This is a genomic window from Streptomyces sp. NPDC057136, from assembly GCF_042670885.1.
In the GTDB taxonomy this organism is placed as follows: Bacteria; Actinomycetota; Actinomycetes; order Streptomycetales; family Streptomycetaceae; genus Streptomyces.
In genome coordinates, this window is the sequence record NZ_JBHUUV010000007.1 from 116,483 (window position 1) to 129,183 (window position 12,701).

Annotated in this window: 16 protein-coding genes and 1 riboswitch; of the genes, 11 read left to right on the top strand and 5 right to left on the bottom strand. The window is 70.9% G+C overall.

Annotated elements, in window-relative coordinates; genetic code table 11:
- Positions 1-14 precede the first annotated feature (14 nt).
- Positions 15-446, top strand: a complete 432-nt coding sequence (locus ACFT7S_RS11680; RefSeq protein WP_382729939.1) for an ATP-binding protein — start codon at positions 15-17, stop codon at positions 444-446.
- Between the two features lie 18 nt (positions 447-464).
- On the opposite strand, the gene ACFT7S_RS11685 is transcribed toward ACFT7S_RS11680, so the two are convergent.
- Entirely contained in the window at positions 465-1,382 is a 918-nt protein-coding gene (locus ACFT7S_RS11685; protein ID WP_382729941.1) for a LysR family transcriptional regulator, read from the bottom strand.
- Between the two features lie 72 nt (positions 1,383-1,454).
- Between ACFT7S_RS11685 and ACFT7S_RS11690 the strand changes: the two genes are divergently transcribed.
- On the top strand, positions 1,455-2,096 hold the full coding sequence (locus ACFT7S_RS11690; RefSeq protein ID WP_382729943.1) for a LysE family translocator: 642 nt from the start codon (positions 1,455-1,457) through the stop codon (positions 2,094-2,096).
- A 17-nt stretch (positions 2,097-2,113) separates the two neighbouring features.
- Here ACFT7S_RS11690 and ACFT7S_RS11695 read toward each other — a convergent pair whose 3' ends face one another.
- The 3 genes from ACFT7S_RS11695 to ACFT7S_RS11705 form a co-directional block, all read right to left on the bottom strand.
- On the bottom strand, positions 2,114-2,584 hold the full coding sequence (locus tag ACFT7S_RS11695; RefSeq protein WP_382729945.1) for a C40 family peptidase: 471 nt from the start codon (positions 2,582-2,584) through the stop codon (positions 2,114-2,116).
- A gap of 4 nt (positions 2,585-2,588) precedes the next feature.
- A riboswitch (cyclic di-AMP (ydaO/yuaA leader) is annotated at positions 2,589-2,774 on the bottom strand.
- Positions 2,775-3,125: 351 nt separating this feature from the next.
- Complete coding sequence (locus ACFT7S_RS11700) at positions 3,126-3,434, bottom strand: hypothetical protein (protein ID WP_382729947.1); 309 nt, start codon at positions 3,432-3,434, stop codon at positions 3,126-3,128.
- 7 nt (positions 3,435-3,441) lie between these two features.
- Positions 3,442-4,077, bottom strand: coding sequence for an ATP-dependent Clp protease proteolytic subunit (locus ACFT7S_RS11705; RefSeq protein ID WP_382729949.1), 636 nt, complete (start codon positions 4,075-4,077; stop codon positions 3,442-3,444).
- A gap of 57 nt (positions 4,078-4,134) precedes the next feature.
- Here ACFT7S_RS11705 and ACFT7S_RS11710 point away from each other — a divergent pair, with 57 nt between their 5' ends.
- Positions 4,135-4,419 carry a type II toxin-antitoxin system Phd/YefM family antitoxin gene (locus ACFT7S_RS11710; protein ID WP_382729951.1) on the top strand — a complete coding sequence of 95 codons (285 nt, stop codon included), beginning with the start codon at positions 4,135-4,137 and terminating at the stop codon, positions 4,417-4,419.
- A gap of 109 nt (positions 4,420-4,528) precedes the next feature.
- Here the strand turns inward: ACFT7S_RS11710 and ACFT7S_RS11715 are convergent, their stop codons facing one another.
- Positions 4,529-5,572 (bottom strand): ABC transporter permease, encoded by a 1,044-nt coding sequence (locus ACFT7S_RS11715; RefSeq protein ID WP_382729953.1) that lies wholly within the window; start codon positions 5,570-5,572, stop codon positions 4,529-4,531.
- A gap of 113 nt (positions 5,573-5,685) precedes the next feature.
- Here ACFT7S_RS11715 and ACFT7S_RS11720 point away from each other — a divergent pair, with 113 nt between their 5' ends.
- The 8 genes from ACFT7S_RS11720 to ACFT7S_RS11755 all read left to right on the top strand — a co-directional run bounded on the left by ACFT7S_RS11720 (position 5,686) and on the right by ACFT7S_RS11755 (position 12,684).
- Positions 5,686-6,306 carry a TetR/AcrR family transcriptional regulator gene (locus ACFT7S_RS11720; RefSeq protein ID WP_382729955.1) on the top strand — a complete coding sequence of 207 codons (621 nt, stop codon included), beginning with the start codon at positions 5,686-5,688 and terminating at the stop codon, positions 6,304-6,306.
- Positions 6,307-6,443: 137 nt separating this feature from the next.
- Positions 6,444-6,746 carry an urease subunit gamma gene (locus tag ACFT7S_RS11725; RefSeq protein WP_382729957.1) on the top strand — a complete coding sequence of 101 codons (303 nt, stop codon included), beginning with the start codon at positions 6,444-6,446 and terminating at the stop codon, positions 6,744-6,746.
- A 15-nt stretch (positions 6,747-6,761) separates the two neighbouring features.
- Complete coding sequence (locus ACFT7S_RS11730) at positions 6,762-7,073, top strand: urease subunit beta (protein ID WP_382729965.1); 312 nt, start codon at positions 6,762-6,764, stop codon at positions 7,071-7,073.
- A complete protein-coding gene (locus ACFT7S_RS11735; RefSeq protein ID WP_382729966.1) occupies positions 7,066-8,787 on the top strand; it encodes an urease subunit alpha in 1,722 nt (573 codons plus the stop codon). Before ACFT7S_RS11730 ends, ACFT7S_RS11735 begins: the two co-directional genes overlap by 8 nt.
- A 31-nt stretch (positions 8,788-8,818) precedes the next feature.
- Positions 8,819-9,481, top strand: coding sequence for an urease accessory protein UreF (locus ACFT7S_RS11740; RefSeq protein WP_382729967.1), 663 nt, complete (start codon positions 8,819-8,821; stop codon positions 9,479-9,481).
- 22 nt (positions 9,482-9,503) lie between these two features.
- The gene (gene ureG, locus ACFT7S_RS11745) at positions 9,504-10,181 is read left to right on the top strand and encodes an urease accessory protein UreG (protein ID WP_382729969.1); all 678 of its coding nucleotides are present in this window, start codon (positions 9,504-9,506) and stop codon (positions 10,179-10,181) included.
- The gene (locus ACFT7S_RS11750; protein ID WP_382729971.1) at positions 10,178-10,945 is read left to right on the top strand and encodes an urease accessory protein UreD; all 768 of its coding nucleotides are present in this window, start codon (positions 10,178-10,180) and stop codon (positions 10,943-10,945) included. Before ureG ends, ACFT7S_RS11750 begins: the two co-directional genes overlap by 4 nt.
- 161 nt (positions 10,946-11,106) lie before the next feature.
- The gene (locus ACFT7S_RS11755; RefSeq protein ID WP_382729973.1) at positions 11,107-12,684 is read left to right on the top strand and encodes an alpha/beta hydrolase; all 1,578 of its coding nucleotides are present in this window, start codon (positions 11,107-11,109) and stop codon (positions 12,682-12,684) included.
- Positions 12,685-12,701 lie beyond the last annotated feature (17 nt).

The following is a 12,701-nucleotide window of genomic DNA, read 5'->3' on the forward strand; positions in this document are numbered from 1 at the left end:
AGGGACGGCGCCGCATGGCAGACCAGCAAGAAGCATCCGTCACTCTGCCGAGCGATCCGGTCTCGGTGTCCTCGGCGCGCAGATATGTGGCCCGGGTCCTCACCGAGTGGGGCCTCCCGGACGACGCCGAGATCGCCGACAGCATCCGTCTGATCGTTTCCGAACTGGCCACCAACGCCGTCCAGCACACCCTCGGCCAGTCGCCCACCTTCACCGTGGACCTCCGGCTGGACCGGGACGAGGAGCTGTACGTCGGGGTGACGGACAGTCACCCCCGCTGGCCCCGGCGGCTGCCCGCGGCCGTCCAGCAGGACAACGGGCGCGGCATGGTCATCATCCGCTGTCTGGCCAAGGAGTGCGGCGGGCGGCTCACCGTCAGCCCCACGGCCGACGGGGGCAAGACCGTCTCGATCGCGTTGCCGTGGACCGTCCCTGTCCAGAGCTGACCCCGCCGAAACGGTCCATCACTGCCCAGCGGCCGCGCGGCCGAAGCCGCTGCGCAACAGCGCCGTCAGGGTCGCTGCCGCCGCGGTCGCCCGGTCACCGCGGTGCACCACCGAAATGGTCCGCCGGAAGGCGGCGGGGTCGAGCCGCCGCACCGCCAGCGGCGTCGGTGACATCGCGGCGACCATCTCCGGCACCACGGCCGCCCCGAGCCCCGCACTGACCAGTGCGCACACCAGCGCGTAGCCGGGGGACTCGCAGACCACGGCCGGCGTCGCCCCCGCCTCGGCCAGGGCCCTCTCCACACCGCGCCGGGGCGGATGCGTCGGCGCACTGCTGATCAGGGGACGGCCGGCGAGCTCCGTGACCGGCAGCCGCCCCGTGCCCTCCGAGAGGACCTGCCCGACGGCGGTGATCAGGACCAGCTCCTCGACCAGCAGCGGCTCGACGGTGACCCCCGCAGGCGGCGGATCGGCGACAGCCGGCTCATACGCGTGCGTCAGCGCGAGATCCACCTCGCCCGAGGCCACGGCGGCGACCCCGCCTGGCGGCTCCAGATCCGTGACGGTCAGCTCGACGTCCGGATGGGCCCGCCGGAACGCGCTCAGGACCGGAGGCAGCAGATGAATGCCGGCCGTGGTGAAGGTGGCGACCCTCAGCCGCCCGCCCGACAGCCCGGCAAGCCGCGCCAGCTCGTGGCGGGCCTGGTTCATCTCGTCCAGCACCCTCCGAGCCCGTCCGGCCAGCAGCTCACCCGCCGCCGTGAGCCGTGCGCCGCGGTGGTGGCGTACCAACAGCTCCGCACCGGCCTCCCGCTCCAGTTTGGCCAGCTGCTGGGAGAGTGCGGGGGCCGTGTAGCCCAGACGGGCTGCGGCACGCGTGATCGAACCCGCCTCGGCGACCGCCACCAGCGCCGCCAGGCGCGTCGGGTCGTACATTAAGCATTCCTTTTGGCAGACCCAGAAGATTGCAAGTACACGCTAAGGGCTCGGTGCGTCCATGGTGTACCCATGGACGCACAACTGCTGGCCTTCACCGGAGTCGCCGCGGGAATGGTGGCGCTGCCGGGCGCCGACTTCACCGTGGTCGTACGCAATGCCCTGGCCTCGCGCAGGGCCGGGGTGGCCACCGCGCTGGGAGTCGCCGGGGGTCTGCTGGTGCACACCGCGCTCGCCGTGGCGGGCCTCGCCGCGGTGCTGGTGACGATGCCCGTGCTCTTCCGCACCGTCCAGCTGCTCGGCGGCGCGTACGTGCTCTACCTAGGACTCAGCGCGCTGTACGCGATACGGCGGCGCCCGGCGACGGCCGGAGCGGATCAGGACACGGCACCGCGGGAGACACCCGAAGCGCTCGGGCGCTCGCTGCGTCAGGGGTTCCTCACCAATGCCCTGAACCCCAAGGCGCCCGTCCTCTTCCTCAGCCTGCTGCCCCAGTTCGTTCCGGACGGCCGGCCGCCCTTGCCGAGGACACTGCTTCTCGCCGCGGTCGTCGTGCTGCTGGCGCTCATCTGGTTCCCGGCCGTGGCCCTGCTCGTGGACCGGCTCGGCCGGTGGCTGCGTCGGCCGCGTACCGCCAGGGCGATCGAGGGCGGCAGTGGCGCGGCGCTCACCGCGCTCGGGCTCGTGCTGGTGGGCGGGCCCCTGCTGCACTGAGACAGCAGGGGCGCCGGTCAGCGCACCCGCCCGTACCAGACGCTCTTGGACCAGATTCGCTCCAGGCGCACGACGGAGCCGGACTTCGGGGAGTGCCAGATCCGGCCGCGGCCGGCGTAAATGCCCACGTGGTAGACGCTGCGGCCGTAGTGGAAGAAGACCAGATCGCCGCGTTTACGCTGCGACGAGGAGATGTGGCGGGTCTTGTTGTACTGCTGCTGGGCCGTGCGGGGAAGTTTCTTGCCCACCCTCTTGAACGAGTACAGCGTCAGCCCCGAACAGTCGAACCGGCGGGGGCCTGCGGCACCGTATTGGTAGGGCGAACCCTTCTTCGAGGCGGCGATGCTGAGCGCCTTCGTCGAATGGGTGGCGGCCTCGGCATCGTTCACGATGCCCGGGGCCAGCATGGTGGTGCCGATGGCGAGAGTGAGTGCCGAGGCCGTACCGGCTCGGGCGAGAAGTGACGGGACACGAACCTGCGCAGACATGCGCAACCCTTCGTCAGCCGCCTGTGAAGGATGACCTGTCGGGTTCGGGCTGGCGAAGTTGCCCGGCCGCACATGGCGGCTTCACCCCGAGGGACGGCCGGTCACCCGGTCGACCCGTTGTGCTCGGGTCCTCCACTCCTGCCGATCCACTCCTGTCGACCAGTCATCCGGACAGCGGCAGGACTCGGCGTCCGCCCGGACCGCCCCGCCGCGGTGGCGGGGGCTTGTCGTCCCAGGGATCTTGACTCACTCGGTGTCTGTTTTCTGAGTTGAATCGGTGTTATGTGAGGCTCGTCACGAATGATCCATTTGGGTGGACAGGGTGGATTTGAGTCGGGAGGCGAGCTTCCCGACCGGCCTCGTACCAGCGGCGGAGCGCTGAATTCCGCTCACGGCCCGCACGCATTGCACAAGTTGAGCTGTCCCTCGAAAGGGGAACGGTCTACGCCGAACGAGCGAGGGAATTCGCTCCGAGTGCCGGGCGTGTCGGGAGAGTGTGCGCGAAGAGCCGGTCGGGAAGGGGAGTCGGGGAAGCAGTTGATCAACTCGTGCCGACGGGCGGTACGGTGACCCGCTCCGCGCGCCGCTCCCCGTCGAGCACCCGCAACGCCCGCGCCAGGGTGCCCGCATGGATCTGCGTTTCGCCCCGCTCGTGCATGGAGACGAGGGCGTCACGCAGCGCTCCCGCCCGGGAGGCCAGCGCCTGCGCAGCCCGGAGCGCGCTGTAGGTGTCGCTGCCGCGGGCCGGGTTGATCCGGCCCACTTGGTCGAGCACTTCCAGGTAGCAGTCGATGAACTCCCCCTCGGCACGGGTCAGTGCGGGGAGCGGCGGGAACTCCGGTGGCAGCATCGGCGGTTCACCTCGCGGGGTGCGGCGGCTGGGACGGACTGCGCTTCTCCATGACGTGGTCCACCATCCCGTACGCCTTGGCGGCCGTGGCGTCGAGGATGGTGTCCCGGTCGAGGTCGGCGGTGACTTGCTCCGCGGACCGGCCGGTGTGCCGGACCAGCATTCCCGTGAGCATCTCGCGCACGCGCATCAACTCCCGTGCCTCGATCTCCAGATCGGAGGGCTGGCCCCGCACGGCCTCGGGCAGGGAGGGCTGCTGAATGACTACCCGGGCGCCGGGCAGGGCATGTCGCCGGCCCGGCGCGCCGGCCGCGAGCAGGACGGCCGCGGAGGAGCCGGCCTGGCCGAGGCAGAAGGTCTCCACCTCGCAGGTGAGGAACTGCATCGTGTCGTAGATCGCGGCCATGGCGGTGAACGAGCCGCCGGGGGAGTTGATGTACAGCGAGATCGGCCGGTCGGGCTCCGCGTGCTCCAGGTACATGAACTGAGCGATGAGGTCGGTCGTCGCGGTGTCGTCCACGGGCGTGCCCAGGAAGACGATCCGCTCGGACAGCAGCTTCGAGTACGGGTCGAGGGTCCGGGTTCCGGTCGCGGTGCGCTCGGTGAACTCCGGCAGTACGTAACGGGCGGCGGGGCGGATCATGGCTCGGTCCTCCTTGTAAAAAATGTACAGGACGTACACAAGGTTATGATGGGGACTATGGCCTACGAGATTCCGGTGACGCAAGCCCGGGCGGAGCTCGCCGAACTGATCAACCGCGTCGTCTACGGCGGCGAGCGCGTGGTCGTGACGCGGCACGGCAAGCCGCTCATCGCGCTCGTTTCTGCCGCTGACCTGCGGCGACTTGAGGACGAGGAAGCCGCGGCGGAGGAGCAGGTGATCCGCTCGGTGTCCTCGATCCGCTCCGTGACGTCCGCTCCGGGCGAACGGCGCAGCTTCGGTATCGCCGCCGAGCACCGCGGTCACGACAACCGGGACGACTGACACCCTTCACGTACGCCCGAAACAGTCGTACACGCGAAAAAACCGTGCACCCCGTCCGCTACGGTCGGGGTGCATGGCGGCTCGACGCATGGGCCGGAGCGTCAGGGCGTCAGCGCGTCGGTCCGGGCGCGGGTGTGCCGGCCGCCGGGGCGGCCTCCTCCTCGCTGCGGCGCCGTCCGCCCAGGGTCACGACGGCCAGGCCGGCCGCCGCCCACAGTGCGAGGGTCAGTGCCGGGACGCCGGCCGCGCTGCCGTCGAAGAAGGCGACCGACCGCAGCAGCGATCCGCCCGCGCCCGGCGGCAGCCACTGGCCGATCATGCCGACGGGTTCGGGAAGCATCTCGGGTGCGCTGGTGACGCCGGAGAACGAATTGCCGAGCAGCACCATGAGGAGTGCGCCGAGCCCGATGCCCTTCGGCCCCAGGAGGGCGGCGAGCCCGGCCACGACCGCGCCGATGGCCAGCACGGTCAGCGCGAGCGCACCGGCCTCGGTCCACCAGTCACCGGCCAGTACGCCGAGCCAGCTGTGCGCCAGGGCCGCGGCGGTGATGCCGACCAGCGCCGATGCGCCGGTCAGGGTGAGCGCGGCCCGGGCACCCCGCAGCCCCAGGACGGTCACGACGGCTCCGGCCGCGACCCCGGCGAGGGCCAGGGGCAGGGTGCTCGCACCGAGAGCGCTGCCGCGCGGATCGCTTGCCGGAGCCTTCACCACATCGGTGACCTGGAGTTCCGTGCCGGGCGGCGACGACGCGGCGACGGCCTCGCGCAGCAACTGGGCCACCACGGGCCCGGCCGCGCTGGCGGTGAGCAGCTGAGGGCCGGTGGGCGTGGCGACGACGGCGCCGTATACGACCCGGTCCTCGATGGCGGCGCGGGCGTCGGCCTCGTCCTCGTAACGGTGGATCTCGAAGGCGCCTGCGCGCTGTTCCATCCGCTCCTGGAGCTGGTCGGCGGCGGGGGCGGCTCCGGCGATCCCGACGGGGAGATCGCGCGGGGCGATCCGGGCAGCCGGCCAGGCGAAGGCCCACAGGGCCAGGGCCACCACCATCGGGACGAGAAGGATCACCGCCACGGTGCGGCGGTTGCGCTCGGTGGAGGTGAGGTTGGCGGTGAGAGCGGAGGTGGGAGTGGAGGTGTGAGGTGTGTGGGACATTGGGGCCTCCGTTCGGAAATTTAAGAGAAGGATCGTTCGTTTTAAGTAGGGCTCCACTGTCACGCCGGGAATCCCGGCTTGTCAAGAAGGAACGTTCGTTTTAGGTTGAGGTCATGGCTCGCGTATCCCAGGAACACCTAGACGCCCGGCGTCGCCAGATCCTCCAAGGCGCAGCCCGCTGCTTCGCTCGCGACGGCTTCCACGGCACCTCGATGCAGGACGTGCTGAAGGAGGTCGGGCTCTCGGCCGGTGCCGTCTACCGCTACTTCACCGGCAAGGACGACCTGATCGCGGCCATCGCCGGGGAGGCGATCGGTGGTGTACGCCACGCCTTCGGAGAAGCCGCCCGCACCACCCCGCCGCCCACGCCCGACGTGCTCATCGGCCGGGTCACCCGCGCCCTTTTCACGGGCGGGCCGTTCGGCCTCGACCCGCAGGCGTTCGCGGGTCTGATCGTCCAGGTCTGGTCGGAGGCGCTGCGCAGCGAACGGCTCAGCCACACGATCGGCGAAGCGTACGGCGGCCTCCGGGCGGCCTGGGGCGAGCTGGTGGAGGCGTACCGCGCCAACGGCATGCTCGCCGCGGAGCTTCCCGCCGACCCCCTCGCCCGCACGCTCATCGCGACGGCCCAGGGCTTCATCGTCCAGTTGGCGCTGTTCGGGGACATGGCGCCGGGGGTCCTGGAGGACGGTCTGCGGGGCCTGATGTCCATGGATGTGCAAAGGGCCAGTTAACGCGCCGGAAAAACTTCCGCCCTAACGTGCAATACCTCGCCGCGGGACCCCGATTCAAGATCAACAAACCGTTGAAGGCGGATAGGGTCCGGCTGCGTCCAGGGCAGGTACTGGGCGGAAGACGAAGAGGTGGAAGCGTGCAACTCACCCCGCACGAGCAGGAGCGTCTGCTCATCCATGTGGCGGCCGATGTGGCGGAGAAGCGCCGGGCGCGCGGGCTGCGGCTCAATCACCCGGAGGCCGTCGCCCTGATCACCGCACATCTGATGGAGGGCGCGCGCGACGGCCGCACGGTCTCCGAACTGATGGCGTCCGGGCGCACGTTGCTCACCCGTGAGGACGTCATGGAGGGTATCCCCGAGATGATTCACGACGTCCAGGTCGAGGCCACCTTCCCCGACGGCACCAAGCTCGTCACCGTCCACGACCCGATCGTCTGACGGGGGAGCGCCGCGATGATTCCCGGAGAGATCCTGTACGCGGACGGCCCCGTGCCGCTCAACGAGGGCCGTGCCGTCACCCGCGTCACCGTCCTCAACGCCGCCGACCGGCCCGTCCAGGTCGGCTCGCACTACCACTTCGCCGAGGCCAACCCGGGCCTGGACTTCGACCGCGCCGCCGCCCGGGGGCAGCGGCTCAACATCGCCGCCGGAACCGCCGTCCGCTTCGAGCCCGGCATTCCCGTCGACGTCGAACTCGTCCCGCTCGCAGGTCTGCGCATCGTCCACGGCCTGCGCGGCGAAACCGGAGGTGCCCTCGATGCCTGAGCTCGACCGCGCGGTCTACGCCGACCTGTTCGGCCCCACCACCGGCGACCGCATCCGGCTCGCCGACACCGATCTGTTCGCGGAGATCGAGGAGGACCGCTCCGGCGGCCCCGGACTCGCCGGTGACGAAGCGGTGTTCGGCGGCGGCAAGGTGATCCGCGAGTCGATGGGGCAGGCGCGCACCAGCCGCGCCGAAGGCGCTCCCGACACCGTGATCACCGGCGCCGTCGTCATCGACCACTGGGGCATAGTCAAGGCGGACATCGGCATACGGGACGGCCGGATCACCGGGATCGGCAAGGCCGGCAACCCCGACACCATGGACGGGGTGCACCCCGATCTGGTCATCGGCCCCGAGACCGAGATCATCGCCGGCAACGGCAAGGTACTGACCGCGGGCGCCGTCGACGCGCATGTCCACTTCATCTCGCCGACCATCGTCGACCAGGCACTGTCCGCCGGGGTCACCACGCTCGTGGGCGGCGGCACCGGACCGGCCGAGGGCACCAAGGCCACCACCGTCACCCCCGGAGCCTGGCACCTTGCCCGGATGTTCGAGGCGCTGGAGGCCTACCCGGTCAACATCGGGCTGCTCGGCAAGGGCAACACGATGTCCGGCGACGCGATGCGCGCCCAACTCCGCGGCGGAGCACTCGGGTTCAAGATCCATGAGGACTGGGGGGCCACGCCCGCTGTCATCGACGCCTGTCTGAAGGTGTGCGAGGAGAGCGGCGCCCAGCTCGCCATCCACACGGACACCCTCAACGAGGCCGGCTTCGTCGGTGACACCCTCGCCGCCATCGCGGGGCGCTCGATCCACGCGTACCACACCGAAGGCGCCGGCGGAGGGCACGCTCCCGACATCATCACCGTGGTCTCGGAGCCGTACATCCTGCCGAGCTCCACCAACCCGACCCGGCCGCACACCGTCAACACCATCGAGGAACACCTCGACATGCTGATGGTCTGTCACCACCTCAACCCTGCGGTGCCGGAGGATCTGGCCTTCGCCGAGTCACGGATCAGGCCCTCGACCATCGCGGCCGAGGACATCCTCCACGACCTCGGCGCGATCTCGATCATCTCCTCCGACGCCCAGGCGATGGGCCGCGTCGGTGAAGTGATCATGCGTACCTGGCAGACCGCACACGTGATGAAGAAGCGGCGAGGTGCCCTGCCGGGCGACGGACGGGCCGACAACCGCCGCATCCGTCGCTATGTCGCCAAATACACCATCAACCCCGCGGTGGCCCAGGGTCTGGACCGGGAGATCGGCTCCGTCGAGACCGGCAAGCTCGCCGACCTCGTCCTCTGGGACCCGGCGTTCTTCGGCGTCAAGCCGCAGACGGTCATCAAGGGCGGCCAGATCGCCTACGCGCAGATGGGCGACGCCAACGCCTCCATCCCCACCCCGCAGCCGGTCATGCCCAGGCCGATGTTCGGCGCACTCGGCCGGGCCCCGGCCGCCAACTCGTTCAACTTCGTGGCGGGCGCCGCCATCGAGGACGGACTCCCGGAACGCCTCGGCCTCGGTAAACGGTTCGTGCCGATCACCAGCACCCGGGGAGTCACCAAGGCGGACATGCGCGAGAACGACGCGCTGCCCCGGGTCCAGGTCGACCCGGACAGCTTCGCCGTCACCATCGACGGTGAGCCGGTCGTCCCCGCCCCGGCCGCCGAACTCCCCATGGCCCAGCGCTACTTCCTCTTCTGACGGCCCCGGCTGTTGTGATCGAAAGTCATCCATGACGCGCGCAGCGCTGCTCGTCCTCGCCGACGGCCGGTTCCCCGCCGGTGGCCACGCCCACTCCGGTGGCGCCGAACCGGCCGTCAAGGCAGGACGCATCCGTAACGCCGACGACCTCGCCGACTTCTGCCGGGGCCGGCTCCACACCACCGGACTCACCTCGGCCGCACTCGCCGCGGCGGCCGCCCACGGCCTCGACCCGCTCGCGCTCGACGAGGCCGCCGACGCCCGTACGCCCTCACCCGCCCTGCGGGCCGTCGCGCGCAAGCTCGGCCGTCAGCTGATGCGGGCCGCACGGGCCACCTGGCCCAGCGCCGAACTGGCCGCACTCGCCGCCGCCCGGCCGCGCGGCGCCCACCAGCCGATCGTCCTCGGCCTCACCGCGCGGGCCGCGGGACTCGGACCCGAGGACGCCGCGCACTGCGTCGCGTACGAGACGGTCAGCGGACCCGCCACCGCGGTCGTCCGGCTGCTCTCCCTCGACCCCTTCGAGGCCACCGCCGTCCTCGCCCGCCTCGCCCCCGAGCTCGACCGGGTCGCCGAACACGCCGCCACCGCCGCACGCCAGGGCCTCGACGCGCTGCCCGCCGCATCGGCGCCCCTGCTCGACATCGCCGCCGAAGCGCACGCCGCCTGGCCGGTCCGCCTCTTCGCCTCGTAACCGCACCATCAGGAGCCGCCCCATGCACCTCGACCACACCCACGACGGCCCGGCCGCTGTCAGCGCCGACGCCGCACGGCCCGACGGCACCCGGCGTGCCCTGCGCATCGGACTCGGCGGTCCGGTCGGCTCGGGCAAGACCGCGACCGTCGCCGCCCTCTGCCGCACCCTGCGCGACCAGCTGTCCATCGCCGTCGTCACCAACGACATCTACACCCGCGAGGACGCCGCCTTCCTGCTGCGCAACGCCGTCCTGCCGCCCGAGCGCATCCAGGCCGTCGAGACCGGGGCCTGCCCGCACACCGCGATCCGCGACGACATCTCCGCCAACCTCGAAGCCGTCGAGGACCTGGAGGACGCGGTCGGTCCCCTCGACCTCATCCTGGTCGAGTCCGGCGGCGACAACCTCACCGCCACGTTCTCCAGAGGACTCGTCGACGCACAGGTCTTCGTCATCGATGTGGCGGGCGGCGACGACATCCCCCGCAAGGGCGGCCCCGGTGTCACCACCGCCGACCTCCTTGTCATCAACAAGACCGACCTCGCCCCGTACGTCGGCTCCGACCTCGGCCGGATGGCCCGCGACGCCGCCGAGCAGCGCGGCGAACTCCCCGTTGTCTTCACCTCCTTGACGTCCGGCGACGGCGTCCGCCCCGTCGCCGACTGGGTGCGCGCACAGCTCGCCGCCTGGACCGCATGAGCGTCCAGGCCACCGCCCGTATCACCGCGGTCCCCGACGGCAGGGGCGCCACCGCGCTGCCCGTACTTGAGAGCAGCGGACCGCTCGCCCTGCGCCGCACCCGGTCCGCCCTCGCCCCGTACGCCCGTGTCACCGTCGTCGGTGCCATGACCGCCCCGCTCGGCGGCGACCGGCTCGCCATCGAGGCGGACATCGGGGACGGCGCGCGACTGACCGTCGACTCCGCGGCCGCCACCGTCGCCCTGCCCGGAGCGGGGCCGGACGCCGGGCCCGCGACGTACGACATGCGGCTGGCCGTGGGGGAGGGGGCGGAGCTCCGCTGGCTCCCGGAGCAGCTCATCTCCGCGTACGGCAGCGAGCTGCGTATGACCACCCGGGTCGAACTCGCCGCCTCCGCACGCCTGGTGCTGCGCGAGGAACAGATCCTCGGCCGGCACGGCGAGACGACCGGCACCCTCACCACCCGGCTCACCGTGCGCCGGGCCGGCCGGCCGCTGCTGGACCAGCAGCTCGCCTACGGGCCGGGCGCGCCCGGCGGCTGGGACGGCGGGGCCGTGCTCGGCGGACACCGGGCTGTCGGGCAACTCCTCGTCGTGGACCCGGGCTACGAGGACACATGCCCGGAATCCCGGCTCCTGTCCCCGACCGCCGTCCTCACCCGCCTCGCCGGACCCGCCGTGCTGGTGACCGCCGTCGCGGCCGACGCACGGCTGCTCCGCGGAGTGCTGGACGAGGTCCTGCACGAGCTGAGAGGCAGCGGCTGAGGGGGAGTTCGCTGAGCGGGACCGGGGTCACCGGTTATTGGTTCGGTAAAGAAACACCCGTACGCCCTGTTGTCAGGAACCCCACAGACGAAAGGATCTGCCGGAAGTCCCGATGAACGCGCCGCCACCCCGCGGCGCATCGGATATGGGGGAGGTTCCACTTGAGACGCACAGCAGTGCTCGGTTCGGCCGGCACTCTGATCGCGGGCACGCTCATAGCGGGCGCGATAGCCGCACCGGCGGCCAGCGCCGACGGGCGCCACCACAGCGGCTCCGAGGCTTACGGCGTCAAGATCGCCGCCGCACGGGCCGCGCAGGCGGGTATCGACTGGCAGGACTGCCCCGCGGACTGGGCACTCTCCAAGCCCATCCAGTGCGGCTGGGTGACCGTCCCGCTCGACTACGCCAAGCCCAACGGCAAGAAGATCAAGCTGGCCGTGGACCGGGCCGTCAGCACGGGTACCGCGGCGGAGCGCCAGGGCGCCCTCGTCTACAACCCGGGCGGCCCCGGCGGTTCGGGGCTCCGGTTCCCGAACAGGGTTGTCACGAAGAACCCGCTCTGGGTGAAGACCTCGAAGGCGTACGACTTCGTCGGCTTCGACCCGCGCGGTGTCGGCCACTCGGCGCCGATCTCCTGCATCGACCCGCAGGAGTTCGTCAAGGCCCCGAAGGCGGACCCGGTCCCGGACAACGAGGCCGACAAGCTTGCCCAGCGCAAGCTGGCCGCCGAGTACGCGGACGGCTGCGCCGAGCGCAGCGGCGACATGCTGGACCACATGACCACGCCCAACACCGCACGCGACCTGGACGTCATTCGCGCCGCGCTCGGTGAGAAGAAGCTCAACTTCCTGGGCGTCTCCTACGGCACGTACCTGGGTGCGGTCTACGGCACGCTCTTCCCGACCCATGTGCGCCGCATGGTCGTCGACAGTGTGGTCAACCCGGCGAAGGACAACATCTGGTACGAGGCCAACCTCAACCAGGACATCGCCTTCCAGACCCGCTGGAACGACTGGAAGGCGTGGGTCGCCAAGAACGACGCCGTCTACCACATCGGCGACACGCCTGAGAAGGTCGAGCAGGCGTGGCTGGAGCTGCGCGCGGCCGCCAAGAAGGACCCGATCGCCGGGGTCGTCGGCCCCGCCGAGCTCATCGGCTTCTTCCAGGGCGCGCCGTACTACGACTCCGCCTGGGCGCCCACTGCCCAGACCTGGAGCGACTACCGGGGTGGCGACACCCAGGCACTGGTCGACGCCGCGGGCCCCGACATGTCGGACCTCGCGGGCAACGCGTCCTCGGAGAACGGCAACGCCGTGTACACGGCCGTCGAGTGCGCGGACGCCAAGTGGCCCACCAGCTGGCAGCGGTGGAACCGCGACAACACCCGGCTGCACAAGGACTACCCGTTCATGACCTGGGCCAACGCCTGGATGAACCTGCCCTGTGCGACCTGGTCGGGCAAGCAGCAGACTCCGCTCGAGGTCAAGACCGGCAAGGGTCTGCCGACCGTGCTGATCGTGCAGTCCACGCGTGACGCCGCCACTCCGTACGAGGGCGCCGTCGAGCTGCACAAGCGCTTCAAGGGCTCGCGTCTCATCACCGAGAAGGACGCCGGTTCGCATGGGGTCACGGGCGCGCTCAACCCCTGCATCAACGAGCGGGTGGACACCTACCTGCTCACCGGGGAGACCGACCGCCACGACGTGACGTGCGCCCCGCACGCCACACCGAAGCCGTAAGAGGTCCGCACCTCGTT

What these genes read in the sequence shown, in the direction of transcription:
- ACFT7S_RS11680 (WP_382729939.1), top strand. Translation starts at nt 15, where the DNA reads ATGGCAGACCAGCAAGAAGCATCCGTCACTCTGCCGAGCGATCCGGTC.
- ACFT7S_RS11685 (WP_382729941.1), bottom strand. Translation starts at nt 1,382, where the DNA reads ATGTACGACCCGACGCGCCTGGCGGCGCTGGTGGCGGTCGCCGAGGCG.
- ACFT7S_RS11690 (WP_382729943.1), top strand. Translation starts at nt 1,455, where the DNA reads ATGGACGCACAACTGCTGGCCTTCACCGGAGTCGCCGCGGGAATGGTG.
- ACFT7S_RS11695 (WP_382729945.1), bottom strand. Translation starts at nt 2,584, where the DNA reads ATGTCTGCGCAGGTTCGTGTCCCGTCACTTCTCGCCCGAGCCGGTACG.
- ACFT7S_RS11700 (WP_382729947.1), bottom strand. Translation starts at nt 3,434, where the DNA reads ATGCTGCCACCGGAGTTCCCGCCGCTCCCCGCACTGACCCGTGCCGAG.
- ACFT7S_RS11705 (WP_382729949.1), bottom strand. Translation starts at nt 4,077, where the DNA reads ATGATCCGCCCCGCCGCCCGTTACGTACTGCCGGAGTTCACCGAGCGC.
- ACFT7S_RS11710 (WP_382729951.1), top strand. Translation starts at nt 4,135, where the DNA reads ATGGCCTACGAGATTCCGGTGACGCAAGCCCGGGCGGAGCTCGCCGAA.
- ACFT7S_RS11715 (WP_382729953.1), bottom strand. Translation starts at nt 5,572, where the DNA reads ATGTCCCACACACCTCACACCTCCACTCCCACCTCCGCTCTCACCGCC.
- ACFT7S_RS11720 (WP_382729955.1), top strand. Translation starts at nt 5,686, where the DNA reads ATGGCTCGCGTATCCCAGGAACACCTAGACGCCCGGCGTCGCCAGATC.
- ACFT7S_RS11730 (WP_382729965.1), top strand. Translation starts at nt 6,762, where the DNA reads ATGATTCCCGGAGAGATCCTGTACGCGGACGGCCCCGTGCCGCTCAAC.
- ACFT7S_RS11735 (WP_382729966.1), top strand. Translation starts at nt 7,066, where the DNA reads ATGCCTGAGCTCGACCGCGCGGTCTACGCCGACCTGTTCGGCCCCACC.
- ACFT7S_RS11740 (WP_382729967.1), top strand. Translation starts at nt 8,819, where the DNA reads ATGACGCGCGCAGCGCTGCTCGTCCTCGCCGACGGCCGGTTCCCCGCC.
- ureG (WP_382729969.1), top strand. Translation starts at nt 9,504, where the DNA reads ATGCACCTCGACCACACCCACGACGGCCCGGCCGCTGTCAGCGCCGAC.
- ACFT7S_RS11750 (WP_382729971.1), top strand. Translation starts at nt 10,178, where the DNA reads ATGAGCGTCCAGGCCACCGCCCGTATCACCGCGGTCCCCGACGGCAGG.